The 21292-nt window shown below is 70.6% G+C and carries 22 protein-coding genes and 1 pseudogene; 12 read left to right on the top strand and 11 right to left on the bottom strand.

From position 1 onward, the window contains the following. Position 1 precedes the first annotated feature (1 nt). From ACWZEH_RS26365 to ACWZEH_RS26345, 5 genes are all read left to right on the top strand, one after another. Positions 2 to 1327 carry an MFS transporter gene (locus ACWZEH_RS26365; RefSeq protein WP_456193572.1) on the top strand — a complete coding sequence of 442 codons (1326 nt, stop codon included), beginning with the start codon at positions 2 to 4 and terminating at the stop codon, positions 1325 to 1327. Positions 1328 to 1338: 11 nt separating this feature from the next. Continuing rightward, entirely contained in the window at positions 1339 to 2274 is a 936-nt protein-coding gene (locus ACWZEH_RS26360) for an MBL fold metallo-hydrolase (RefSeq protein ID WP_456193571.1), read from the top strand. A gap of 783 nt (positions 2275 to 3057) precedes the next feature. Beyond that, positions 3058 to 3450: a hypothetical protein gene (locus ACWZEH_RS26355; protein WP_456193570.1), complete on the top strand. Its 393-nt coding sequence runs from the start codon at positions 3058 to 3060 to the stop codon at positions 3448 to 3450. Between the two features lie 5 nt (positions 3451 to 3455). Next, entirely contained in the window at positions 3456 to 4124 is a 669-nt protein-coding gene (locus tag ACWZEH_RS26350; protein ID WP_456193569.1) for a nucleotidyl transferase AbiEii/AbiGii toxin family protein, read from the top strand. Between the two features lie 503 nt (positions 4125 to 4627). Further along, positions 4628 to 5707, top strand: a complete 1080-nt coding sequence (locus tag ACWZEH_RS26345) for a glycosyl hydrolase (protein ID WP_456193568.1) — start codon at positions 4628 to 4630, stop codon at positions 5705 to 5707. A 45-nt stretch (positions 5708 to 5752) separates the two neighbouring features. On the opposite strand, the gene ACWZEH_RS26340 is transcribed toward ACWZEH_RS26345, so the two are convergent. The 6 genes from ACWZEH_RS26340 to ACWZEH_RS26315 all read right to left on the bottom strand — a co-directional run bounded on the left by ACWZEH_RS26340 (position 5753) and on the right by ACWZEH_RS26315 (position 9493). Beyond that, positions 5753 to 6430 (bottom strand): alpha/beta fold hydrolase, encoded by a 678-nt coding sequence (locus ACWZEH_RS26340; protein WP_456193567.1) that lies wholly within the window; start codon positions 6428 to 6430, stop codon positions 5753 to 5755. Further along, the gene (gene manA / locus ACWZEH_RS26335) at positions 6427 to 7623 is read right to left on the bottom strand and encodes a mannose-6-phosphate isomerase, class I (RefSeq protein WP_456193566.1); all 1197 of its coding nucleotides are present in this window, start codon (positions 7621 to 7623) and stop codon (positions 6427 to 6429) included. The genes ACWZEH_RS26340 and manA overlap by 4 nt, the downstream gene beginning before the upstream one ends. 103 nt (positions 7624 to 7726) lie before the next feature. Beyond that, a complete protein-coding gene (locus tag ACWZEH_RS26330) occupies positions 7727 to 8164 on the bottom strand; it encodes a CIA30 family protein (protein ID WP_456199833.1) in 438 nt (145 codons plus the stop codon). A gap of 38 nt (positions 8165 to 8202) precedes the next feature. Next, positions 8203 to 8631 (bottom strand): Ig-like domain-containing domain, encoded by a 429-nt coding sequence (locus ACWZEH_RS26325; RefSeq protein ID WP_456193565.1) that lies wholly within the window; start codon positions 8629 to 8631, stop codon positions 8203 to 8205. 101 nt (positions 8632 to 8732) lie between these two features. Then, on the bottom strand, positions 8733 to 8855 hold the full coding sequence (locus ACWZEH_RS26320) for a PmrA (RefSeq protein WP_456193564.1): 123 nt from the start codon (positions 8853 to 8855) through the stop codon (positions 8733 to 8735). A gap of 29 nt (positions 8856 to 8884) precedes the next feature. Then, on the bottom strand, positions 8885 to 9493 hold the full coding sequence (locus tag ACWZEH_RS26315; RefSeq protein WP_456193563.1) for a CGNR zinc finger domain-containing protein: 609 nt from the start codon (positions 9491 to 9493) through the stop codon (positions 8885 to 8887). 82 nt (positions 9494 to 9575) lie between these two features. On the opposite strand from ACWZEH_RS26315, the gene ACWZEH_RS26310 reads away from it, so the two are divergent. After that, positions 9576 to 10370 carry an MBL fold metallo-hydrolase gene (locus ACWZEH_RS26310; RefSeq protein ID WP_456193562.1) on the top strand — a complete coding sequence of 265 codons (795 nt, stop codon included), beginning with the start codon at positions 9576 to 9578 and terminating at the stop codon, positions 10368 to 10370. A gap of 289 nt (positions 10371 to 10659) precedes the next feature. Continuing rightward, positions 10660 to 12012 carry a flavin monoamine oxidase family protein gene (locus ACWZEH_RS26305; RefSeq protein WP_456193561.1) on the top strand — a complete coding sequence of 451 codons (1353 nt, stop codon included), beginning with the start codon at positions 10660 to 10662 and terminating at the stop codon, positions 12010 to 12012. 332 nt (positions 12013 to 12344) lie between these two features. Here ACWZEH_RS26305 and ACWZEH_RS26300 read toward each other — a convergent pair. The 4 genes and pseudogenes from ACWZEH_RS26300 to ACWZEH_RS26285 all read right to left on the bottom strand — a co-directional run. Further along, positions 12345 to 12557 (bottom strand): annotated as a pseudogene (locus ACWZEH_RS26300) (hypothetical protein); the annotation flags it as partial. A 1-nt stretch (position 12558) separates the two neighbouring features. Then, positions 12559 to 13467 carry a helix-turn-helix domain-containing protein gene (locus ACWZEH_RS26295; RefSeq protein WP_384016950.1) on the bottom strand — a complete coding sequence of 303 codons (909 nt, stop codon included), beginning with the start codon at positions 13465 to 13467 and terminating at the stop codon, positions 12559 to 12561. Positions 13468 to 13800: 333 nt separating this feature from the next. Beyond that, positions 13801 to 14406 (bottom strand): MBL fold metallo-hydrolase, encoded by a 606-nt coding sequence (locus ACWZEH_RS26290; protein WP_456193560.1) that lies wholly within the window; start codon positions 14404 to 14406, stop codon positions 13801 to 13803. A gap of 143 nt (positions 14407 to 14549) precedes the next feature. After that, positions 14550 to 15167 (bottom strand): ABATE domain-containing protein, encoded by a 618-nt coding sequence (locus ACWZEH_RS26285; protein ID WP_456193559.1) that lies wholly within the window; start codon positions 15165 to 15167, stop codon positions 14550 to 14552. 87 nt (positions 15168 to 15254) lie between these two features. On the opposite strand from ACWZEH_RS26285, the gene ACWZEH_RS26280 reads away from it, so the two are divergent. The 5 genes from ACWZEH_RS26280 to ACWZEH_RS26260 all read left to right on the top strand — a co-directional run bounded on the left by ACWZEH_RS26280 (position 15255) and on the right by ACWZEH_RS26260 (position 20046). Further along, positions 15255 to 16031 (top strand): MBL fold metallo-hydrolase, encoded by a 777-nt coding sequence (locus tag ACWZEH_RS26280; protein ID WP_456193558.1) that lies wholly within the window; start codon positions 15255 to 15257, stop codon positions 16029 to 16031. 118 nt (positions 16032 to 16149) lie between these two features. Beyond that, positions 16150 to 17235, top strand: a complete 1086-nt coding sequence (locus tag ACWZEH_RS26275; protein ID WP_456193557.1) for an LLM class flavin-dependent oxidoreductase — start codon at positions 16150 to 16152, stop codon at positions 17233 to 17235. A 106-nt stretch (positions 17236 to 17341) separates the two neighbouring features. Further along, a complete protein-coding gene (gene ssuE / locus ACWZEH_RS26270; RefSeq protein ID WP_456193556.1) occupies positions 17342 to 17890 on the top strand; it encodes an NADPH-dependent FMN reductase in 549 nt (182 codons plus the stop codon). Positions 17891 to 17970: 80 nt separating this feature from the next. Next, positions 17971 to 19242: an MFS transporter gene (locus tag ACWZEH_RS26265; RefSeq protein ID WP_456193555.1), complete on the top strand. Its 1272-nt coding sequence runs from the start codon at positions 17971 to 17973 to the stop codon at positions 19240 to 19242. Positions 19243 to 19605: 363 nt separating this feature from the next. Then, entirely contained in the window at positions 19606 to 20046 is a 441-nt protein-coding gene (locus ACWZEH_RS26260; RefSeq protein WP_456193554.1) for an SPDY domain-containing protein, read from the top strand. Positions 20047 to 20217: 171 nt separating this feature from the next. Here ACWZEH_RS26260 and ACWZEH_RS26255 read toward each other — a convergent pair whose 3' ends face one another. Continuing rightward, a complete protein-coding gene (locus tag ACWZEH_RS26255; protein ID WP_456193553.1) occupies positions 20218 to 21108 on the bottom strand; it encodes a DUF5655 domain-containing protein in 891 nt (296 codons plus the stop codon). Between the last annotated feature and the right edge of the window lie 184 nt (positions 21109 to 21292).

Below are 21292 nucleotides of genomic sequence, written 5' to 3'. Positions count from 1 at the left end.
CATGCAGAGCGTCCCCGCGGGCCTCGCGCCTCCCCGCACCTCCCCATCCGGACGCCTGCCGTTCGCATTGCACGCCTCGATCCTGATCGCGCTGCTCGCCGCATCCAGCGCGCCGACCCCGCTGTACCCCCACTACCAGGCTCAGTGGCAGTTGTCGTCCCTCGACATCACCGTGGTCTTCAGCGCCTACGCCCTGGCGCTCCTGATCGCACTGCTGACGACCGGAACCCTTTCCGACCATGTCGGACGCCGCCCCGTGCTCCTGGGCGCGCTCGCGGTCCAGGTCGCCTCCATGGCACTGTTCGCGACGGCCGGCGGCCTGACCACCCTGATCGGCGCCCGCGTGCTGCAGGGCATCGCGACCGGCGCGGCGACCAGCGCAGCAGGTGCGGCTCTCCTCGACCTGGAAGACCCCGCCCGGCCGGGTCGCCCCGCTCTGGCCAACAGCATCGCGCCAATGACGGGCATGGCGGCCGGCGTCCTGGCAGCCACCCTCATGGTGCGCTTCGCCCCCGTTCCGACGATCACGGTGTACACGGCCCTGATCGCCGTGTTCGCCGCGCAGGCCATCGCCCTCGTCTCGACGCCCGAGACCGTCCGCCGCCGTCCCGGAGCACTGCGCTCGACGCGGCCCCACCTGGCGCTGCCGTCGGCGGCCGCCCACGCTCTCCTGCTCAACGGCGCCGGCGTCGTCGCCGTCTGGGCACTCGGCGGCTTCTACTCGTCCCTGGGACCGGGCTTCACACGGCTCATCTCCCCCGGCGGACCCGAATACGCCGGCGGCATGGTCTTCTTCACGCTGACGGCCGTCGCCGCCCCGACGGTGTACTTCACGCGCAGGATGCGTGCCGACGTCTCCGCTCTTCTCGGGAGCTGCGCGGTGATTCCGGCGGCCGTCCTGACCCTGGGTGCCCTCCATCTCGCCGGCCCCGTACTCCTCTTCGCCGGGGCGGCGCTGGCCGGGTTCGGCTTCGGAGCCGTCTCCCAGGGTGCGCTGCGCGCGGTCGTCGACTCGGTCCCGGCCCGGGAGAAGGGCGGCACGCTCGCCTCCTATTACGTACTCAGCTACCTGGCGATGAGTCTGCCCGCCATCGGCGCCGGCGCCCTCACCGCCGGCTTCGGGCTGCGTGCGGCAGCACTGGCCCATGCCGGCTGCGTGGCCGTACTGGCGACCGTCGCAGTCGCGACGCTGACCGCGCCGCTGCGCAGTCGGCGCCGGACACCGTCCCCGGACGCCCACTCCCGCCCGGCGACGAGCAACTACGCATCCGCCTCACCCGACACACCCGCTCCAGACATCTCCGTCCTCGCGACCCGTAACAGGTAAGGAAAGTCGCCGTGTTCACCTCATCGCAAACGACCAAGTCCATCACTCCCCCCGCCTCTTCCTGGACGGTGGGCAACCACACCGTACGACGCATCGACGAAGTGGTCCTGCCCGCCCGGACCGGTCCGTGGCTGCTGCCCGGGGCAACCACCGACCTCGTGAGCCGGACTCCCTGGCTGAGCCCCGAATTCGCCGACGAACAAGGCGTCCTGCGCCTGGCGAGTCACAGCTTCGCCGTCGAGGTGGACGGCATGCGGGTGCTGGTGGACACCGGCATCGGAAACGGGAAGCGGCGCGCCAACCCCGCCTGGCACAACCTGAACAGCGACTACGAAGCACGGCTACGGGCGGCGGGCTTCGCGCCGGAGAGCGTTGACGTCGTGGTCCTGACCCACCTCCACGCCGACCACGTGGGGTGGAACACGCGTGCCGAGGGCGACGCCTGGGTGCCCACCTTCCCGAACGCGCGCTATCTCACCTCACGCACCGAGTGGGACTACTGGGCGGGTGTCGACATGGAGGAGGCGCGTCGGCAGATGTTCCGGGACTCGGTCCATCCCGTCCGGGAAGCAGGTCTGTTCGACCTCATCGATGTCGCGGACGAGGGCACGGACGTCGCGCCGGGCATCCGTCTGCTGCCCACCCCCGGCCACACACCGGGGCAGGTAGCGGTGGAACTGAGCAGCCGTGGTGAGACCGCATTGGTCACCGGCGACAGCATCCACCACCCGGTCCAGATGGCGCATCCGGAGCTCTGCAGCTGTGTGGACGTCGCTCCCGAACTCGCGGCCAGGACCCGGAACCAGGTGCTCGGCTCACTGGCCGGTACGTCAACTCTCCTGCTTGGGAGCCACTTCCCGCCGCCGACCGCCGGACACGTGCTACGCGAGGACGGCGGGTTCCGACTGCTCCCGGCTCCCTCAGGGGTAACGCCCATCGGTGGCTGAAGCGGATCGGAGCACCCGGGACGTGCCGCGCACCGAGTCGCACCGAGTCCGTGCGGGTGACGTCCTGGGCGTCCGCGACCGGACGGCCCGGGAGCGGCTATGAGACTCCTCCGGCATGCGCTCCGTCGTCACCGATGGGGCCGGACGACGTCATGACCGATCACCGGCTTGCGCCCTTTGCGTAAGCCGGCTGTCGGCTGTCCCTCGTGGGCGACAGTCACGCCGACGCGTCGCGAACGAGGGCAACCTGCCGGCCCCACTCGCCCATCGCCGGCCGGGCAACGCGGCCCTGCTTCAGTCTCACGAATCGAGCGTCATTCGAGCGTCAACGATGATGAATGCACGTCGCCGAATCATTCGTACGACCCCCGCCACACCCTGCAACCGCAGGTCAGGCGAGTTTGAACAAGCAGTGAGTGCGCCCGACCCGCTGTACGGAGGAAAACAGGTCGAGCGACCCACCTGGGCCGCGCAACCGCAGGTCAGACGTCCTTTGCGGCCTTTTCAAGAATCACCACGCACTCCACGTGCGAGGTCATCGGGAAGATGTCGGCCTGAGTGAGTCCCGGAAAAGGCCAGGTCAGGCCCCATTTCTGGGCTCGCGGCCCCGCGTGCCGCCGCCCAGAGCGTCGAACGAGCGTCATGATCCACAGTCCATCCCTCCTCTTCAAGCGGAACGGGCTGCCACGACCAGCTCACCTGCACGGCCCGGCTCCCGCCAACTCCGGACGCAAGCTCGCACATCATGACCCGCACCGCTTCTCCGGCCGCCATAATGGATTCATGCCCTCCAGCTCACAGCACGCCGCACCCACGCCGAGCGACCCCTCGGGCGCGGTCGCCGAGGACCTCGCGCTGTACCGGGAGAAGTTCCGGCGGCGTCTGCCGGAGTCGCTGGACGAGTTGCACGGGCCGATGCACGGTGTCGTGGATCTGCCACTGCACATGGCTTGGTCGGGGATGACCTCGTACGACCTGGGCAAGCCTCGCCAGCGTATGGGCCTGTACCGGACCGTCCTGCACGAGGGCCTGCGCGACGACCTGCCCCACTACCTCAACCGGGACCTGCTCCTCCAGCTGTGGCCGGTGCTGCGCACTCTCGTCGGCCGCACCGTGCGTGCTGTATGGGAAGACGCCTTCCCCCAACTCGCCTCCCGCACCCGGGCAGCCGCGTGACGGACATGCCGGAGCTGCACACGCGGCTCCTGGCAGATGTGATCGCGCTCGGTTCCCCGTATCCACTGGTTCTCACGGGTGGATACGCCGTGCGGGCGCACCGCCTTGTGAACCGCCCCAGCCAGGACCTCGACGTCGCCACCGAGAACCCGGCGCCCATGGCCGACATCGCCGCCACGCTCCGCGCCGGCCTGGAAGCCCGCGGCTGGGAGGTGCAGGCGCTGGAGACTGCCCCGCTGTCCGCCCGCTTCACCGTGTTCGACCCGGCCACCGGGCAGGAATGCGAAGTCGGCATCCTCAAGGAGATCTTCTGGCGGCCTGTCGCCCAGAGCCTGTACGGGCCCGTCCTCGCGGAGGAGGACGTGATCGGGACCAAGGTCCGCGCCCTGGCCGACCGCGGAGCGCCCCGCGACCTGATCGACGTGTTCGCCGCCTCCCGCCGCTGGACCAACACCGAGCTCGAGGAGTTCGGCCGCCGACACGCCCGTGGCCGCTTCGAGCGCGAAGACCTGCAGTCGAACCTCACGGGCGCCGAGTGGACCGACGACGACGCCTTCACCGCCTATGGGCTCGACGACGCCACCATCACCGCTCTCCGCACCTGGGCCGTGGAATGGGCGGACGACCTCGCTGTTCGCCTCCTCGAAGAGGCCGATGATCCGGATATCGACTGAGCACGTCCGGATGCGATCACGATCGCGAGTAATCCGGGCAAGAGTCGAGAAACGTCGCGGTGGCGAACTTGGAGGGTCGCCGCTGCTACCGCGAGCACGGCAGTCGCCCTCGGGGAGGCGCGGACGGACCGCGAGCGGCTGTCGGTGACGCCGAGCAGGCCATCCTTGTGCCCGCCGACGCAGCGCAGATTCTCGTCGACGGGCGGTCTGCACCTCACGGTCCTCCGGAGGCAGGCCGTCCCCTGGGAGCGTTTCTCCGGTACGCCCCAGGCATCGAACAGAGGGTGAACCGCCGGAGCGCGCGCAACAGCGCCCGACACAAGGGCTCTGGCCGCGCGGAGATCGTCGGCGGCGGCCCGTCACGGCCGGACGTTCGAGAATGACCGACCGGCGAGCCGTGACATGAAACGCGCAAGGGGCATAAGGAGCCACCTTCTCGACGACGTTCAGGAAACGTTAAGTAAAACATCCCGCAGGATGGTTGCAGAAGGCGATCCACCCCATTGACGACTGCCTCCGCAGCGGCCACCTTGATGGCGAAGCGAATTCCGGTCGACCATGAAAGCTGGAACACCCATGAGAAGAACGAGGCACTGCGTCGCCTTCGTCACCACTGTCGCGGCTGTCGCCGCAGCAATCCTCGTCTGGCCTGCGACGGAATCCGCGCAGGCGTTTCCCCCACCCCCAAACAGACGGTGCTGAACTACCTTCGCTCCATTTCCGGGAACCATATCGTTTCCGGTCAGCACAACAAGGAGCCGGCTTCCGCGCCCGGGCAGTACACGCAGCAGGTCAAGGACGTGACCGGGCAGTACCCCGGCCTCTGGGGCGGTGACCTGATGTTCAACGCCACCGATGTGGCCAACCGCCAGCGGGTGGTCGACCAGGCGAAGACCGAGTGGGCGAACGGCTCGCTGGTCACCCTCACCTGGCACGTCTGCCCTCCGACCGGGGGCAGCTCCTGCGCGTTCGAAGGCGGTGTGAAGTCGAACATATCCAGCGCTCAGTTCTCGCAGATCATCACCGAGGGAAGCGCCCTGAACAACGCCTGGAAGCGGCGCCTCGACGAAGTCGTCCCCTACCTCCAGCAACTGAAGAACGCGGGTGTTCCGGTCCTCTTCCGGCCGCTGCACGAAATGAACGAATCGTGGAACTGGTGGGGAAACCGTCCCGGAGCGAACGGCAGCGCGCGCCTCTATCAGATCACCCGTGACTACCTCGCCGGGACGAAAGGGCTGGACAATCTGATCTGGGTGTGGAACGTGCAGGACAATCCGGCGGGCGGCTGGAGCAACTACTACCCGGGCAACCAGTACGTGGATGTCGTCTCGCTGGACGTCTGGTACAAGAATCACCCCAGTTCCGCCGACTACCAGCAGATGCGAAACATTGCGGGGACAAAGCCCATGGCCCTTGCGGAGATGGGCAAAGTGCCGAACGCCGCACTGCTCGACAGTCAGCCCGGGTGGGCGTGGTTCATGATGTGGTCGGAACAGCTGCGAGGGAACAACACGAACGCCGAGATCCAGGCGGCGTACTTCCACCCCCGTGTGCTGAACCAGGGTGAGGTCGTGCTGCCCTGACGCCCGGCGCGGGCGCCGCGCGGCTGAGTCTGCCGACGGTGCCGGTCAGAGCCAGCCGCGCAGCGCCCGGAGGAACCCGGCCGGATCGTCACGGTGGACGGTGTGCCCGGCACCGCCCACCGTGCGTACGTGCCAGCCGCGACGGCCCAGTGCCCTGGCTTGTGCCGGCGAGATCCGCTCGCTGGGACCGGCGAGCAGGATGAGCGAGGGGACAGCGGGGACGTCCGGCAGGCCGGGCAGGTACTGGAGCGCGGTGACGGACGCGGGGTCCCAGGTGGCGAGCGCCTGCCGCTCGGCGGTGATGTCATCGTCGTGCCAGCGGGGATGGGCGGCGCGCAGCTCCCGCCAGGTGGCGTGTTTGCCGGCGCGCAGGCCGTCCAGGTCCCGGCTCCGGGGCACCCAGGCGGGGTCGCAGTGGACGGCGCGGGCGCAGCGCAGTCGCGGTACGGCGAGCAGCAGCGCGGCCGAGCCCAGTGAGTGACCGATGGCGAGGTCGGGCGCCACGGGCAGGGTGTCGAGCAGGTCGGCGGCGAGTGCGGTGGGTGTGCAGACCGGGGCGGGCCCGCTGGCTCCGTGGCCGGGCAGGTCCACGGCGACGACCCGGTAACCGTGCTCGGCGATCGCCGGGGCGACGCGACTCCAGCCGCGCGAGTCCGACATGATGCCGTGCACCAGTACAGCCGTGCGAGGGCCGTCGCCCCAGACCCGGGTCGCGAGCCTCACGAGACACCGCCCAGGGGCACCCGAGCCCGGTAGAGCACCGCTCCCGCACCGGACACCGCACAGGGCCGGCCGGCCGGGACGAACGCGGCAGCACCCGCGGCAAGGGCCGGGCCCGCTTCCAGCAGCGCTTCGCCGGTGAGGCAGAGCAGCACCTGCGGTCCGGCGTCGGTCGGGCACACGGCCTCGGCGCCCACTTCGACGCGGGACAGAGCGAACTCCGTCACCAAAGAGGCATAGTGTGCCTCACCCCTCACCCCCGTCGGTGAGGCACGTATGACCGATGGTCGCGTCGCGGTCAGGTCGACGATCTCACTCAGGAGTCCGGTGTCGACGTGCTTGTCGGCCAGGCCGCAGCGGAGCACGTTGTCGGAGTTGGCCATGATCTCCACGCCTGTCCCCCGCAGATAGGCGTGCGGCACTCCCGCCGCCAGGTACAGGGCTTCCCCTGCGTCGAGAGTGACATGGTTGAGCAGCAGTGCCGCGAGCAGGCCGGGGTCGTCGGGGAAGTCGTCGGCCACGGTGGCGTACGCGGCGGCGGCCGAGCTCCACGGGCCGGGCGACGCGGCGAGCGCGGGCAGGGCGTCGGCGACGGCGCGCACCAGGCGTCGTGGCGCGGTCAGGGCCGCCTGGAGCGTGTACCCGAGGGAGTCCCGCTGCGGGCGGGAGCGCGGTGAAGCCGCCCACCGTTCGAGTCCGGGCGCGGAAAGGGCGTCGAGCAGATCGGCTGTACGGGCCGGCTCGCGGAAGCCGCAGAGTGCCTCGAAAGGTCCCAGCGCGCACAGCAGTTCCGGCTTGTGGTTGCGGTCCTTGAAGGTGCGGTGAGGGGCGTCGACCGGTATTCCGGCCGCGTCCTCGCGGCCGTGGCCGGCCCGTGCCTGCTCGCGCGTGGGATGTACCTGGACCGAGAGCGCCCGGGCGGCTGCCAGCAGTTTGAGCAGGAAGGGCAGGTGCGGCCCGTGGGCCGCGTGGCTCGCCTTCCCCAGTTCGCCGACGGGGCCGGCGGTGATCGCGGCCGCCAGATCCGGGGTTCCGGGCCTGCTTGTGAGCGGTGACGGGGCGGTGTGGTGCGCGCCGAACCACAACTCGGCCTGGGGTTCCCCGTTGGGCTGCTGTCCGAGCAGGGCGGGGATCGCGGTGCGTGACCCCCAGGAGTAGGCGCGTACGACGGGGGCCGGCTCGGCGATCGCGGTCATGGGTCTCCCCTTCAGGCGTGGAAAGGGCCGCCCTCGGCGACCGAGGGCGGCGGGCTCGTGCCGGGCAGGGCGCAGGGCAGCCGTGGCCGGCAGGACGGTGGGATCAGTCCGTGGCGGTGATCGAGTCGATCCAGGCCGTGCCGGCCTCGCCGTTGAAGTAGAAGGACATCTGTGTGACGTGGGTGAGGTCGAGCGGGCCCTTCGTCGCCCACGGCGGGTTGGTGAAGTCCGCGAGCGGGAGGGTGAGCATCGCGCCGTCGGTGTCGGTGAGCGGTACCGTCTTCTCCCAGTAGATGCCGGCGGCGACGAACTGGACCGTCAGGCTCTGGTCCTCGGTGCCGTCCGAGCGGGCCCACAGGCGCAGGTTCCGGGCGCCGCCCCGGTCCTGGGGGGTGGGCAGGGAACGGATGACCCCCGCGTAGCCGGGGGTGCCGGGGTCGTAGGCGGCGCGCAGGGCGCGGCCTACGCCGTCGGCGTGTTCGCCGTCGGGGGAGACGGTCACCGGGCCGCCGCCCGTGTTGCGGACGTAGGCCGCGGTCAGTGCCGCGCCGTCCGGGTAGTCCTCGAAGTCGTCGACGGTCAGGGCTCCGGTGGTGAAGCGGGTGGGGGCGCCGTCGGCGGTGCGGGTACCGGCGCCGTTCGCGGCGGTACCCGCAGGTGGTAGGTGGTGTTGGGCCGGAGGTTGAAGGGTGGAACGTAGCTGGTGCTCCGCAGCCCGGTGACGTCGATGACGGGGCCGGACAGGTCCGCTTTCGTCGAAAGGGTCACCGAGTAGTGCGCGGCGTTCTCGGAGGCCGTCCAGGTCAGCGGTGCGGTGACGGACACCCCGGTCGCGCCGTCCTCCGGGTTCTGCCGAAACGTACCGGGTGCCGTGGTCGCGGTGGACTCCGCCTCCTCGGCGAGGGTGACGCCGGTCAGCGGTGCCGGACGGGTCGAGGCGGCCCAGACCAGCCGAACGCCGACCGCCTCACGCGGGGGCTCGATGCGCAGCAGGGTCCTGGAGGCCATGGGGGACTGGGCCCTTGCGGTGCCGGATCCCGGGACCGACACCACCGCCTGACATAGGGGCCAACCGGAATACGCCGGAAGCGTGCCGTAGGCCGCCGTGATCAACCTCGACGGCGAGCGGCGGGGTCGCGCTGGGCCACGCCCAGGGCGGCCGCGTCGACGCCGGGGCGGGCGTACCGCCCCAGTGAGCGGACCGAGGCGTGGCAGGGGCTGGCCAGCAGCATCGGAGTACCCGGGTCTGCCGGGGCTCGCGTCAGGTCGTTCTGGGCTCGATGCGGCGGGCGTAGGCGCGGGCGGCGCGGGCGCGGTCGCCGCAGCGGGTGGAGCACCACTGGCGGCGGCCGTGCTTGAGCAGGAAGCGGTTGCAGGGCGGGGAGGCGCAGGCGGTCAGGCGGGTGGCGTCGGCGGAGGTGAGCAGGTCGGCGGCGTCGGCGGCGATGACGGCCAGGGCGTGCTCGACAATCGCGGTGGTGGGGTGGGGTGTGGCGCGGTAGGGGCCGGTCTTCCCGTCCCACAGCAGGAGGGATGCGGTGGGGACGCGGGTCATCGCGTCGTTGATCGCCGTGACGGCGGCGGGCAGGGCGGGCTGCCCGGCGACGCGGGAGGCCAGCAGCGACCTGACCTGTTCGCGCAACGAACGCAGCTGCGTCGCGCACACCTCCGCCAAGCCGGCGCCTTCCGGGGCGAGGTCGCGCCGCGCCAGCCACTGCTCGGCCTGCGCCGGGGTGCCCAGGAGGTCGGCCGTGTGCCCGCCGGGCAGTGCGACGGCGCTGTTGGCCAGGCCCAGGGCGGGGTGCTCCGCCTCACCGGGCGCCGACTGCAGGGCGGCTTCTTCCATCACGAACTCTTCCACACTCCTCATGGTACGGGTTGTATTCATCCGTGAGACATGCCTACAGTCGCATCACGGTTAACGCGCAATCTATCCGTGAGGAACTTTCTTCGTGTCTTCCCCGACCCTGCAGACCGCCCCGTTCCCCGTCCGCGTCTTCGGCGGACCAACTGCCCTCTTCGAGTACGGCGGCCTGCGTTTTCTCACCGACCCGACCTTCGACGGTCCGGGCGATCACCAGGCGCCGGGGGTCGTGCTGACCAAGACGGCGGCGGCGGACGGCAGCCCGGCCGATGTCGGCCGCGTCGACGTGGTCCTGCTCTCGCACGACGAGCACGCCGACAACCTCGACACCTCCGGCCGGGCCCTGCTCGCCGATGTTCCGCTGACGCTCACCACCCCCGGCGGCGGGGAGCGTCTCGGTCAGGCGGCCACCGGCCTCGCCGACTGGCAGTCCATCGAGCTCGAGCGCCACGACGGCGGACCCGGCACGGTCACCGTGACCGGCGTGCCCGCCATCCACGGCCCCGGCCCGCGCGAGGAGGTCGAACCGGTCGCCGGCCAGGTCGTCGGCTTCGTCCTGACCGGCCAGGGCCTGCCCACCATCTACCTCAGCGGCGACAACGCCTCCCTCGACGCGGTCAAGGAGATCGCCGAGCGCTTCGCCCCGGTGGACACCGCCCTCCTCTTCGCCGGCGCGCCCCGCTTCGCCGACGTGTTCGACGGCAGGCTGATCGTGCTGGACAGTGCCCAGGCCGCCCAGGCCGCGAAGATCCTCGACGCCGGCCGTGTGGTCCCCCTCCACTACGACGGCTGGGCCCACTTCACCGAGGGCCGCACAGAGCTGGCAGCCGCGTTCGCCTCCGCGGGCCTGGCCGACCGTCTCGACTGGAGCCGGCGCCCCTGAGCCGGGATGACAGAGACCTCCACGGCGCCCTGGCATGTTTCCCGCAGTCCGGCCTTCGGGAACAGTGAACAGCCATCAGTGCTCGGTGCGTGCTCGTGAACGCGCAGCGGGGTCCCGGCGTGACGCCGGGCCCGCTCGATCCCGCTGCCGGCAATCCGCTGTGCGGAAAGCCGGTCACTTTGTGCTGACTGGCGCAGCCCACCCGCACTGGTCCGCCGGGTGTCTGGTCCACCGCGCCTGCTGCGGACTGGTCCCCATTCACCGGACTGCCCCTTTGAAGGGATGCAAGATGCATGATGTCGACGTTGCCGTAGTGGGCGCTGGCCTGGCCGGCCTGAGCGCCGCGCGCGAACTGGTCGCCGCCGGCAAGTCCGTGACGGTACTGGAGGCGCGCGACCGGGTTGCCGGGCGCAACCTCGGTGGGGTCCTCAGCAACGGAGTGCCTGTGGAGATGGGAGGCCAGTGGGTAGGCCCGACACAGGACGTGCTGCTTGAGCTGATCGAGGAACTCGGCCTGCAGACCTTTCCCACCTTCGATGAGGGGGAGGCACTGACCGTCATCGACGGAGACATCGTCCGGTACGGAGACGAGAGCTTCTACGGCCTGCCCTCAGCATCGGCCACGGAGGTCGTCCGGCTGTGGGAACAGATGGAGACACTGGCGTCCAAGGTGACGACGGAGGCGCCGTGGGAGACCGAGGGCGCCGAGGATCCGGACCGGCAGACGCTGGACAGCTGGCTGGGCGCGAACACCCAGGACAGCATCGCGCAACGGTTCTTCCGGCACTTGGTACCGGCATTGTTCTCCGCGGAGTCCCCCGAACTCTCCTTGCTCCACTTCCTCTTCTACGTCAAGTCCGGCACCAGCCTGAAGACACTCGTGGCCATCGCCGGCGGCGCCCAGGAGAGCCGTGTGGTCGGCGGGACCCACCAGATCTCCGAGCGGATGGGCGCGGAGCTGGGCGACAGAGTGCGTCTTAACACCGTGGTCCGGACCATCCGCCAGGACCAGAACGGCGCGGTGGTCGAGTACGAGGGCGGTAGCGTCACATCCCAACAGGTAGTCGTCGCCGTCCCGCAGACCTTGGCCGGCCGGATCCGGTACATCCCCGGGTTGCCGGCACTGCGAGACGGGCTCACCCAGCAGATGCCCACAGGTTCGGTCATCAAGTTCCAGGTCGGGTACGACACGCCGTTCTGGCGCGAGGACGGACTGAGCGGATACGTGATGAGTCTCGACGACGAATTCAACCTCGTCATGGATAACAGCCCGGCCGACGCCTCCTGCGGAGTCCTCGTCGGTTTCCTCGAAGGAACCCACGCCCGCACCGCGAGCCTGCTGAGCTCCGAGGAACGCCGCGCCCTCGTAACCGGTGCACTCGTGAAGTACTTCGGCCCGAAGGCGGCTCACCCGTTCGATGTCCTCGAGCAGGACTGGAACGCCGAGGAGTTCACCCGCGGCTGCTACGGCGGTCGGCTGGGCGCCGGCGCCTGGACCCAGTACGGTGCCGCCCTCACCGCGCCGGTAGGCCGCATCCACTGGGCCGGGGCGGAAACCGCCACGATCTGGAACGGCTACATGGACGGCGCCGTCCGCTCCGGCCGCCGTGCCGCGGACGAGGTCCTCGCCGAGCTTTCCTGACCCCGACGTCCACCCCCGAGCCGCGCCGGGCGACACCACACTTCCCCCCAAGGACTGGACCCCGGCGCGAGCCGGGGTCCTCTGCCTGTCCGGATGCACCGACAACCGCGGTGCCGACGGCACCCAAGGCCGCTAATCCCCGTGGGTTCAGGAAAACCGGAGGTCCTTCAGCGCGAACCCACGGGCCCGCCGGTGTGCGTCAGGCCGATGCCTCCGTGGGTTCGGGTGAAACACGAGGATGCTGAGGAATCCGAAGGGTCTCGGCGGCGACGTCGGCCTGGATGTCGTCGGTAAGCACGACCGCCTGCTGAACTGCCGGCTGTGCACCCACGGTCGGCGTACCGGTCCGGGGTCGGGACAGCGCGTGCCGTGTCCGGGGTCGGGACGGCGCGTGCCGTGTCCGGGGCCCGCCTCCAGACCAACGCCGCCGTCCCCAGCCGGGTGGCGCCGTTGTCGAACAGCCGAGGCCCGTAGGCGATCAGCTCGTCCCGGTCGAGCGGCACCGCGAGGTCGGCGGCCTGCCCCGTGCCGAGGCCGAGCGCCAGATCAGTTCTGATCCGCGGTACGCAGGGCCCGCGCCAGCCACTCCAGCTCCTCGGTCGCGTCGGGCGACGAAGCCTGCCCGCGCACACGGGCGACGAGCCTGCGGTAACGCTCCGCTCCTGCCTCGATCCCGGCCTCCAGGCTGCGCAGCACGGCGGCCCGGTCAGCGTCACCGAACAGCTCGGACAGCACCTCGGCCGCTGCCACCTCCTCCGGAGCGACACCGCCTCTCCTGACCTCCGCGACGGTCTGCACGATCTGCCTGGCCCACCAGATGGAGGCCCCGGCGGGACGACTCTGTCCCGGTACGGGCGTGTTGAGCTCCATCCATGTGCGCAACCGGATGCGGAAACCGGGGTCACGCACCAGTTCGGCCAGTTCGATCCAGGCGTCGACCTGCTCAGGTGTGGGATCGTCCGGCAACTCGATGCTGTAGGTGCGCATGCGGTCGCGCAGGCGCGGGTCGTGGAGGCCGCCGAACACCTCATCCTTGAACTCGTCGACGATCTGCTTGCGTTCGGCGGCGGAAAGCCGCGCCAACCGGTTCATCAACGTTGTCTCCTCAACGGTCGAACCCCGTTTCGCCACGGTGGACAGGACGGCCCGGCTCACCTTGAGCGAGCGGATCTGCGCATCGAGCGCGGCCACATGCGCGTCGGCGACCTCGGCAACCGTGGTGCGGCCGCTCAGGACGCGGCACACGTCGTCGAGCCCGAGCCCCAGCTCCCGCAGCGTGCGGACCAGCTCGACGCGAGCCACGGACTCGGCGTCGTACAACCGGTAGCCGCCCGCCGAGCGGGCCACAGGCGGCACCGCCCCCTCGTCCGACCAGAAGCGCAGGGTCCGCACCGGAACTCCGGTGCGGCGCGCGAGCCGGCCGATGGTGAGCACGTCGGGGCGTTCGTCGTCCATGAACCAGATCCTCAACCCTCCGGCGGCTGGAGACTCAAGTGCCTCGGTGCGACATCCCGTGAGTTCTCCAGAGCTCTGCCGAGTTTTCTCACCGACGCCGGCGTCGGCAGCATGTGCCTCCTCGCCTTCGACCAGACTGCAGACTGATCAGATCGGACGAGAAAGCTTCGGGAATCCCGAAGTCACGTCACTGACCGGCAGATCATGCGAACGAGAAAGAAGCCCCAGGCCAGCGGCTCCGGGCCCTGGCAAGAACCACGGGAGCCCACGGGATGTCGCACAGTCCGATACCGAGTTGGGCTCTGTCGCGTCGGCGGGTTTTGGGTGCCGGGTTCAGATGGGGGTGTTCTCGTCGGGGACGAAGGGCTCGCCGTGGCCGGGGACGACCAGGGCGGGCTTGAGGGCGAGGATCTTGCGGCGGGAGGCGCGCAGGCCCTCGTGGTCGTCGGAGGTGGGGTCTTCGGCGGGGCCGTCAACGCTCCACCAGGCGTGGGTGAGGACGACGGTCCCTTCGGCGGTTTCCGCGACGGTGGAGATGTCCTGGGGGGTGTGGCCGGGCGTTTCGATCAGGCGGATCGAGGGGGAGAGCTGGTATCCGTCGGCGGGCCGGTCGTACCAGAGGTGGTTGTGGTAGGCGGCCCAGACGTCGTGGGCGCGCGCGTTGATGAAGAGAGCTGCGTTGAGGGTGTGGTCGGGGTGGTGGTGGCTGAAGACCACGTCAGTCACCTGCTCGGGGCTGATTCCGGCGTCGGCGAGCGGGTCGAGGATGAGTGTGCGGTCCTCGACCATGCCGGGGTCCACGACGACGATCATGTCGCCGTCGCGCAGGAGGCCGACGGTCGAGGCGACATGCCACGGCTTCTCGCGGCCGTCGCGGTCGGCATTGCGGGTGTCGAGGCTGTCGTAGCCGGTGGTCAGCAGGGTGAATGTGGCCGTCATGAGAGGTAATGGTCCTTCGTCGATCGTGGGGAATGGCCGGCATGGAGGGCGAGGTGTGCCGTCCGTGCCGGGGCTTGAGGGTGTGCGAAGCCGCGCCCCGGCGCGGGTTCGGTGAACCGGCGGCGGGGCGGGGGTGGCCGAACTCAGTCGGCGGTGGTCTGCGTGCGGCGGGCGTAGGCGCGCGCGGCGCGGGCTCGGTCGCCGCAACGGACCGAGCACCAGTGGCGACGCCCGGCACGCAATAGGTAGCGGTTGCAGGGGGTGGAGGGGCAGGCCGTCAGCCGTTCGGCGTCGGGCCCGGCGAGCAGGTCGGCGGCGTCGGCGGCGAGGATGCCCAGGGCCTGGTCGACGATCTGGTCGATGGGGTGCGGGGCGGTGCGGTGCATGCCGCGGATCGCATCCCAGCCGAGCGGGGAGGCGGTGGGGACCCGGGCGAGGGCGTCGTTGACGGCGGCCAGCGCGGTTGCAGGTGCGGGGTGGCCGCCGACCTGGGCGGCGAGCAGGGCTCGTACCTGTTCGCGCAGGGAGCGCAGGCGTGCCGCGCAGATCTCCTGCAGGCCCGCGTCCGCGGGGGCCAGGTCGTGGTCTACCAGCCACTGGTTGGCGCCGGAGGGCGTGCCCAACGAGTCGAGGAACTGGCCGCCCGGCAGGGCGATGGCGCTGTTGGCGAGGTCGAGCGCGGGGTAGTGCTCGGCGCCCGGTGACGGCGGCAATCCGGGGTCGGCAGTTTCGACAGTGGTGGGGGTATCGGTCTCACTCACCCGTCTCACGGTACAGCTTGCTTTCATCCGTGACAAACACCTATGGTCACGGATGTAAGCCAATCTATCCGTGAGGTGGTTCTCGTCATGACAGTAACCGGCGCGTCCAGCGAGCAGGTCCCCATCCGTGTCTTCGGCGGTCCGACCGCGCTCATCGAGTACGGCGGGCTGCGCTTCCTGACCGACCCGACCTTCGACGCCCCCGGCGCCTACCCGTCTGGGCTGGCCAAGACCGCGCCCGCCTCCGCCACACCCGCTGATCTGGGCCGGATCGACGTGGTGCTGCTGTCGCACGACGAGCACGACGACAACCTCGATGCCTCGGGCCGCACCCTGCTCGCCGGCATACCCCTGACCCTGACCACGCCCAGCGGCGCCGGCCGGCTGGGCGGCACCGCCCGGCCCCTGAAGGACTGGGAGTCCATCGACCTGGACCGCCCCGGCGGTGGCACGATCACCGTCACCGGCGTCCCGGCCCTGCACGGTCCCGGGGCACGCGAGGACCTCGAACCGGTCGTCGGCGAGGTCGTCGGATTTGTCCTGAGTGGTGATGGCCTGCCCACCGTCTACGTCAGCGGTGACAACGCCCAGCTCTCCCTCGTCCGTGAGATCGCCGAACGATTCGGCCCGGTGGACACCGCTGTGCTGTTCGCCGGCGCGGTCCGCACTCCCGTCCTGGACCGCGCGCTGCTCACACTCGACAGCGTTCAGGCCGCCGAGGCCGCCCGCATCCTGGGCGCCCGCCGCATCGTGCCCGTCCACTTCGACAGCTGGGCCCACTTCACCGAGGGCCGCGACGAGCTTGTCGCCGCCTTTGCCGCCGCCGCTCTCATCGACCGCGTCGACTTCGGCGTCCGCGGCTGAACCCACCTACGTCGCACGCGTACGCCGGACAGCCGGGCACCGGCCGACAGTATCTGCCACGACTGTCGGCCGGCGCCCCCGCGCGCCGCACACCTCGAAACCGAAGGACCGCACGACCATGACCGACCCCATCCGCGGCACCCGCCACGGCTCCGCCCCCGCCGCCCTGTCCGTACTGGACTCCGCCATGACCGGCACCGGCCAGAGCGCCGCAGAGTCACTGGCCGGCAGCATCGAACTCGCCCGGCTCGCCGACCGGCGCGGCTTCACCCGCTACTGGATGAACGAGCACCACGCCATGCCCGGCGTCTCCACCTCCAGCCCGCCCGTCCTGCTCTCCCGGCTCACCGCGGAGACCAGCAGACTGCGGCTCGGCGCGGGCGGAATCATGCTGCCCAACCATCCACCGCTGGTCGTCGCCGAACAGTTCGGCATGCTGAACGCCCTCGCCCCCGGCCGCATCGACCTGGGCCTGGGCCGTGCCCCAGGCACCGATCACACCACGGCCGCCGCCCTGCGCCGCGGCGCGAGCGACGCCGAGGACTTCCCCCAGCAGGTCGCCGAGCTGCTGCACTTCCTCGGCGACGACTTCCCCGCCGAGCACCCCTACGCGGAGCGCGTGTACGCCGTGCCGGGGCCCGCCCAGGACCGGCTCAACGGCGTCACCCCGACCACCGGCCGTCTGCCGGTGTGGCTGCTCGGCTCATCCGGCTACTCGGCGCAACTCGCCGCCCGGCTCGGCCTGCCCTTCGCCTTCGCCGCACACTTCAACCCGCGCGACGTCGTGACCGCCCTGCGCCTGTACCGCGAACGGTTCACTCCGTCCGGGACCCTGGCAGAGCCGTACGCGCTGGTCAGCTTCACCGTCGCGGCCTCCGACGACGAGCGTGAGGCCCGCCGCCAGGCCGGCACCCTCGCGCACGCCATGCTCCGCATGTTCCAGCGCAAGTCCTACCTGCTGCCATCCCCCGAGGAAGTGGACGCCTACCCCTACGACGCCTCAGAACGCCAGGCCGTCGACAGCTGGCTGACCCACGTCCCGCACGGCACCCCCGCACAGGTCACCGCCCACCTCAACCAGGTCCAGCGGGACTCCGGCGCCGACGAACTCATGATCGGCAGCGTCGGCCACTCCGTCCAGGCCCGGCTGCACTCCACCGAGCTGCTAGCCGACGCCTACGGCATGCCCGACAACCCGAACTGACGCGGGGGCGGGCGGCCATAACAACCCGGACCTGCGCGCCCATCGACACCGATCACCCTTCACCGCCAAGTCCCCCTGATTCTCCCGGAGATTTCGAGGAGTACCCGTGGCCACCGTCCTCGCCCTGTCCGGCAGCCCCTCCCGTGCATCCCGTACCGCCCTGCTGGCCGAGCACACCACTGCGGGCCTGCGGGCCAGCGGCCACCGGACCTACGTACTGGCCCTGCGCAACCTGCCAGCGGCACCGCTGCTCGCTGCGGACATCCATGACCCGTTCCTCGCCCGCGCCGTGAATCTGGTCGCCGAGGCCGACGCCCTCGTCGTGGCCACCCCCATCTACAAGGCCGCCTACTCCGGCCTGCTCAAAACCTTCCTCGACCTGCTGCCCCAGCACGCATTCGCCGGGAAACCGGTGCTGCCCCTGGCCACCGGCGGCAGCCCAGCCCACGTCCTGGCCCTCGACTACGCCCTGCGCCCGGTCCTCACCGCACTCGGCGCCCAGGTCTGTCAGGGCCGGTTCATCCTGGACCGGCACATCACGACCGCCCCGGACGGCGCGATGACCCTCGACCACGACGACGAGAGGCAACTGGCCCGCGTCGTCGACCAGTTCGACCTCGCTCTTCCGTCCCGCGCACACCTGACCGCCGCCTGACGACGACCGACAGCCCCGCCCGGTAGCCGCCACCCCGGTATTCCGGCGTCCCGGTATTTTCGAAAGAAAGTACGGACCACATGGCCCACCTGTCCCGCACTCCCATCCGCACTCCGCCCGCCGCCGCTCTCGCCCCCGCCATATCCGCGGTGCAGAAGCGCACCCTGACCGTGCTGCTCGTCTCCCAGGTCCTCAGTGGTCTCGGCCTCGCCGCAGGTGTCACCGTCGCCGGCCTGCTGGCCGGGCAGATGCTCCACAACACCTCACTGTCCGGACTGCCCATCGCTCTGCTCACCGCGGGCTCCGCCGGCGCCGCCGTCGTCATCGGACGCCTCTCCCAGCGCCTCGGCCGCCGCCCCGGACTGGCCGCCGGATACCTCACCGGCGCTCTCGGCGGTGCGGGAGTCGTCGTCGCGGCCGCGCTCGACAGCCCCGCGCTGCTGTTCGTCTCCCTGTTCCTGTACGGAGCCGGCACCACGTCCAACCTCCAGGCCCGGTACGCCGGAGCCGACCTCGCCGCACCCCACCAGCGCGCCCGCGCCACCTCCACCGTCATCGTCGCAACCACCGCCGGCGGCATCGCCGGACCACTGCTCGCCACCCCCGCCGGACACCTCGCGACCGCGCTCCACCTGCCCGAGCTGACCGGCCTGTTCCTCCTCTCCACGGTCGCGTTCACGCTGGCCGCACTCACCCTGCTCGTATGGCTGCGGCCCGACCCGCTGGTACTCGCCCGCACCCTGCCCGCGGCCTCGGACGAGGGCGCACCCGCAGACTCCTCGGCCCGGTCCGGCCCCGGTCTGCTCGTCGGCGTCGTGGTCCTCGTCCTCAGCCAGCTGGTCATGGTCGCCGTGATGACCATGACCCCCATCCACATGCACGCCCACGGCTTCACCACCGCCGCGTCCGGCCTGGTCATCGCCCTGCACACAGGTTCCATGTATCTGCCGTCGCCGCTGGCCGGCCGCCTCGTCGACCGATTCGGCGCCACTACGATGAGCGTGGTGACGGCCGGCACGCTGCTCACCGCGGGCGTAGTCGCCGCCCTCGCGCCCGGCCACTCCTTCACCCTGATCACCCTCGCCCTCGTCCTGCTCGGCATCGGCTGGAGCTTCGGCCTGGTCACCGGCACCGCGATCGTCACCAACAGCACGCCCCTGGCAACCCGGGCCAAGGTGCAGGGACTGGTCGACGTCGCCATCGCCATCGCGGGCGCCGTCGGCGGCCTGGCCTCCGGCATCGTCGTCGCCGCCACCAGCTACCCGATCCTCGCCGTCCTGTGCGGCGCCCTCGCCTTCGCGGCCGCACCTGCAGCCATCGTCGCAGCCCACAAGAGCTCCGCGCGCGCCTGACCGATGTAGTCGGGGCAAGACCAGAATCCGAGCGAAACGTGCCGCACACCAGCGGCCAGGTAAGCCACATGCACGAATCGGTGGCGAGGACCTCCGCGGACTCGAAGAGACGACGACACAATGGCGACCAGCGCCCCGTCTGCCGTGTGCCCTCGAGCACGGTCTACTTCAACACGCTGAACTTGACAGGGAACGCACCTGGTCGGATGACACGACCCACTCCATCCACGAATCCCAGACCCTGCGCATCGAGCACGTCCACGAAGCCCACCCCCGCGAGACCGCGTGGACCGTGGCCGCCTACGGGACCCCCGTCTCCGACCGCATGTGGGTCCTCACCGCGACCGGCGCCACCCCGCCCCGGTGCTGCAGGAACTGCTGGACCACCTCGCCGACGGCGACGGCTGGGACACGGCCATCGGCGCACCGGTGGACGAGAAAACCGTCACCACCGCCACGCAGCCCCTCTCCGACGCCGGCTGGAAGCACACCGTGGACGGGCGATGGATCCGGTGGACGTCCCCCACCGGGGACGCAGGCATCCAGTTCGACGCCTTCACCGCCCAGCACCCGAGCCAGAACCTCGCCACCTGGACCATCTGGGCCGGCCCAGCCCCCGACCATCCCGCCTGGACCCTCACCGCGTCCCCGAACACACCGAGTTCGCTGCTGGCCGACCTCTCCGAGACCCTCGCCCACAGCACCGGTACTCGCCACCCCCAGACCGCGAGCCACGAACGCAGGACGAACCTCGGCACCACCCCGCCCGCTACGCCGACGGTCGCGGCCGGCCGTTCACGCTGACCACCTGCACGGCAGAGCGGGGCAACATAGCGCGGGATCGCCGGTTAGCCAAACCGGCGATCCCACGCACCATTGATAGTCCACCGCCACGCCCTGCCCGCACGTCGAAAGGCACTACCCCGCGACCACAGACCAGCCGCGAAGCGCGCCCGTCAAGAGGCCGGCGAGCAATCACGCCGCCGCGTAGCTCGCCCGGAACAGATCCTGCGCCCGCTCCACGTCCCTCGGCGTACGCAGCTGCACCTCCAGATCACCCGTCCCGTGGTGACCGAGCCCGGCCACGTCCCGGGTGAAACCCGGAACGAGGTCGACGAGCTTCGGGGCGACCTTCAGATAGACCAGCAGCTTGCTCCGCTGCGGCGGACAGACACAGGCAAAGTTCCGCAGTCGCTGATATGCCCGGTACGTCTTGCGCTCAACGCGGTTCACACCGTCCCCGAGCCCGAGCAGCGCCTCGTCGACCGCGCTCGCCAGCTCCGCGACCGACGCGCCCCGGACGTCGGCTGCCGCCCGCACGACGGCCTGGCGGCGCGTCCGGCGTGCTACCTGCATGCCGCCGCTCACGGACGCCACGGTCTCAAGGCCGAACAGGTCGCTGCCGAAGAGTCGGTAGCGGACCAGGTCGATCGACCGCCGGTGCTCGCGTACGGCGTGCACGTCGTAGCGGGTGAAATCGCCGGCGATACAGATCAGGCGCGGGCCGCTCCACAGGACCTGGGACGCGGCCTTCGCCCCGAGCCGGTCGCGGACCAGGTGCTCGAACTCCGCCCGGTGGTCCATCAGCCACGAGAGGTAGAACAGGCCCTGGTTGATGACGCCGGCGTCGACGCCCCGCTTGTACTCGACGATGACCGGCGAACCGTTCTCATCCAGCCCCAGAGAGTCGGTGCGCCCGGCGTGGACCGGCCCGGTGCTGTACTCGCTCGCCAGGAACCGGACGCCCAGCAGCACCTCCATGTTCGCCTCGACCCGGCGCTGCACATCGGTCTCTACCTCAGCAAGACACGGCGCGACCTCGGTCACGCCGCTACTGGTCGTATGGAACAGCTTCAGGCCCGACACCTTCCCCTCCTCGGCTCACAGGGCACCAACGCCGAGAGAGGGAAGGATTGTTTCCACAACGGCCCTCAGCCGTGTGAAGATGGCGTGAGCGACGTCGCGTTCCCTCATGGGCCCACGCTGTCCCCCGGTCCGCCGGGCAGGGGCGGTTCCCCCATGTGTCCCCCAGCTGTGCTGAAGCACCGTC

This window comes from Streptomyces yamdrokensis, from assembly GCF_053890455.1.
The sequence above is the reverse complement of the archived record's forward strand: the minus strand, read 5'-3'. Positions and strand labels throughout refer to the sequence as shown.

What these genes read in the sequence shown, in the direction of transcription:
- ACWZEH_RS26265 (WP_456193555.1), top strand. Translation starts at nt 17,971, where the DNA reads ATGGCCCACCTGTCCCGCACTCCCATCCGCACTCCGCCCGCCGCCGCT.
- ACWZEH_RS26350 (WP_456193569.1), top strand. Translation starts at nt 3,456, where the DNA reads ATGCCGGAGCTGCACACGCGGCTCCTGGCAGATGTGATCGCGCTCGGT.
- ACWZEH_RS26315 (WP_456193563.1), bottom strand. Translation starts at nt 9,493, where the DNA reads ATGAGGAGTGTGGAAGAGTTCGTGATGGAAGAAGCCGCCCTGCAGTCG.
- ACWZEH_RS26280 (WP_456193558.1), top strand. Translation starts at nt 15,255, where the DNA reads ATGACAGTAACCGGCGCGTCCAGCGAGCAGGTCCCCATCCGTGTCTTC.
- ACWZEH_RS26305 (WP_456193561.1), top strand. Translation starts at nt 10,660, where the DNA reads ATGCATGATGTCGACGTTGCCGTAGTGGGCGCTGGCCTGGCCGGCCTG.
- ACWZEH_RS26275 (WP_456193557.1), top strand. Translation starts at nt 16,150, where the DNA reads ATGACCGACCCCATCCGCGGCACCCGCCACGGCTCCGCCCCCGCCGCC.
- ACWZEH_RS26355 (WP_456193570.1), top strand. Translation starts at nt 3,058, where the DNA reads ATGCCCTCCAGCTCACAGCACGCCGCACCCACGCCGAGCGACCCCTCG.
- ACWZEH_RS26325 (WP_456193565.1), bottom strand. Translation starts at nt 8,631, where the DNA reads ATGGCCTCCAGGACCCTGCTGCGCATCGAGCCCCCGCGTGAGGCGGTC.
- ACWZEH_RS26320 (WP_456193564.1), bottom strand. Translation starts at nt 8,855, where the DNA reads ATGCTGCTGGCCAGCCCCTGCCACGCCTCGGTCCGCTCACTGGGGCGG.
- manA (WP_456193566.1), bottom strand. Translation starts at nt 7,623, where the DNA reads ATGACCGCGATCGCCGAGCCGGCCCCCGTCGTACGCGCCTACTCCTGG.
- ACWZEH_RS26365 (WP_456193572.1), top strand. Translation starts at nt 2, where the DNA reads ATGCAGAGCGTCCCCGCGGGCCTCGCGCCTCCCCGCACCTCCCCATCC.
- ACWZEH_RS26290 (WP_456193560.1), bottom strand. Translation starts at nt 14,406, where the DNA reads ATGACGGCCACATTCACCCTGCTGACCACCGGCTACGACAGCCTCGAC.
- ACWZEH_RS26295 (WP_384016950.1), bottom strand. Translation starts at nt 13,467, where the DNA reads ATGGACGACGAACGCCCCGACGTGCTCACCATCGGCCGGCTCGCGCGC.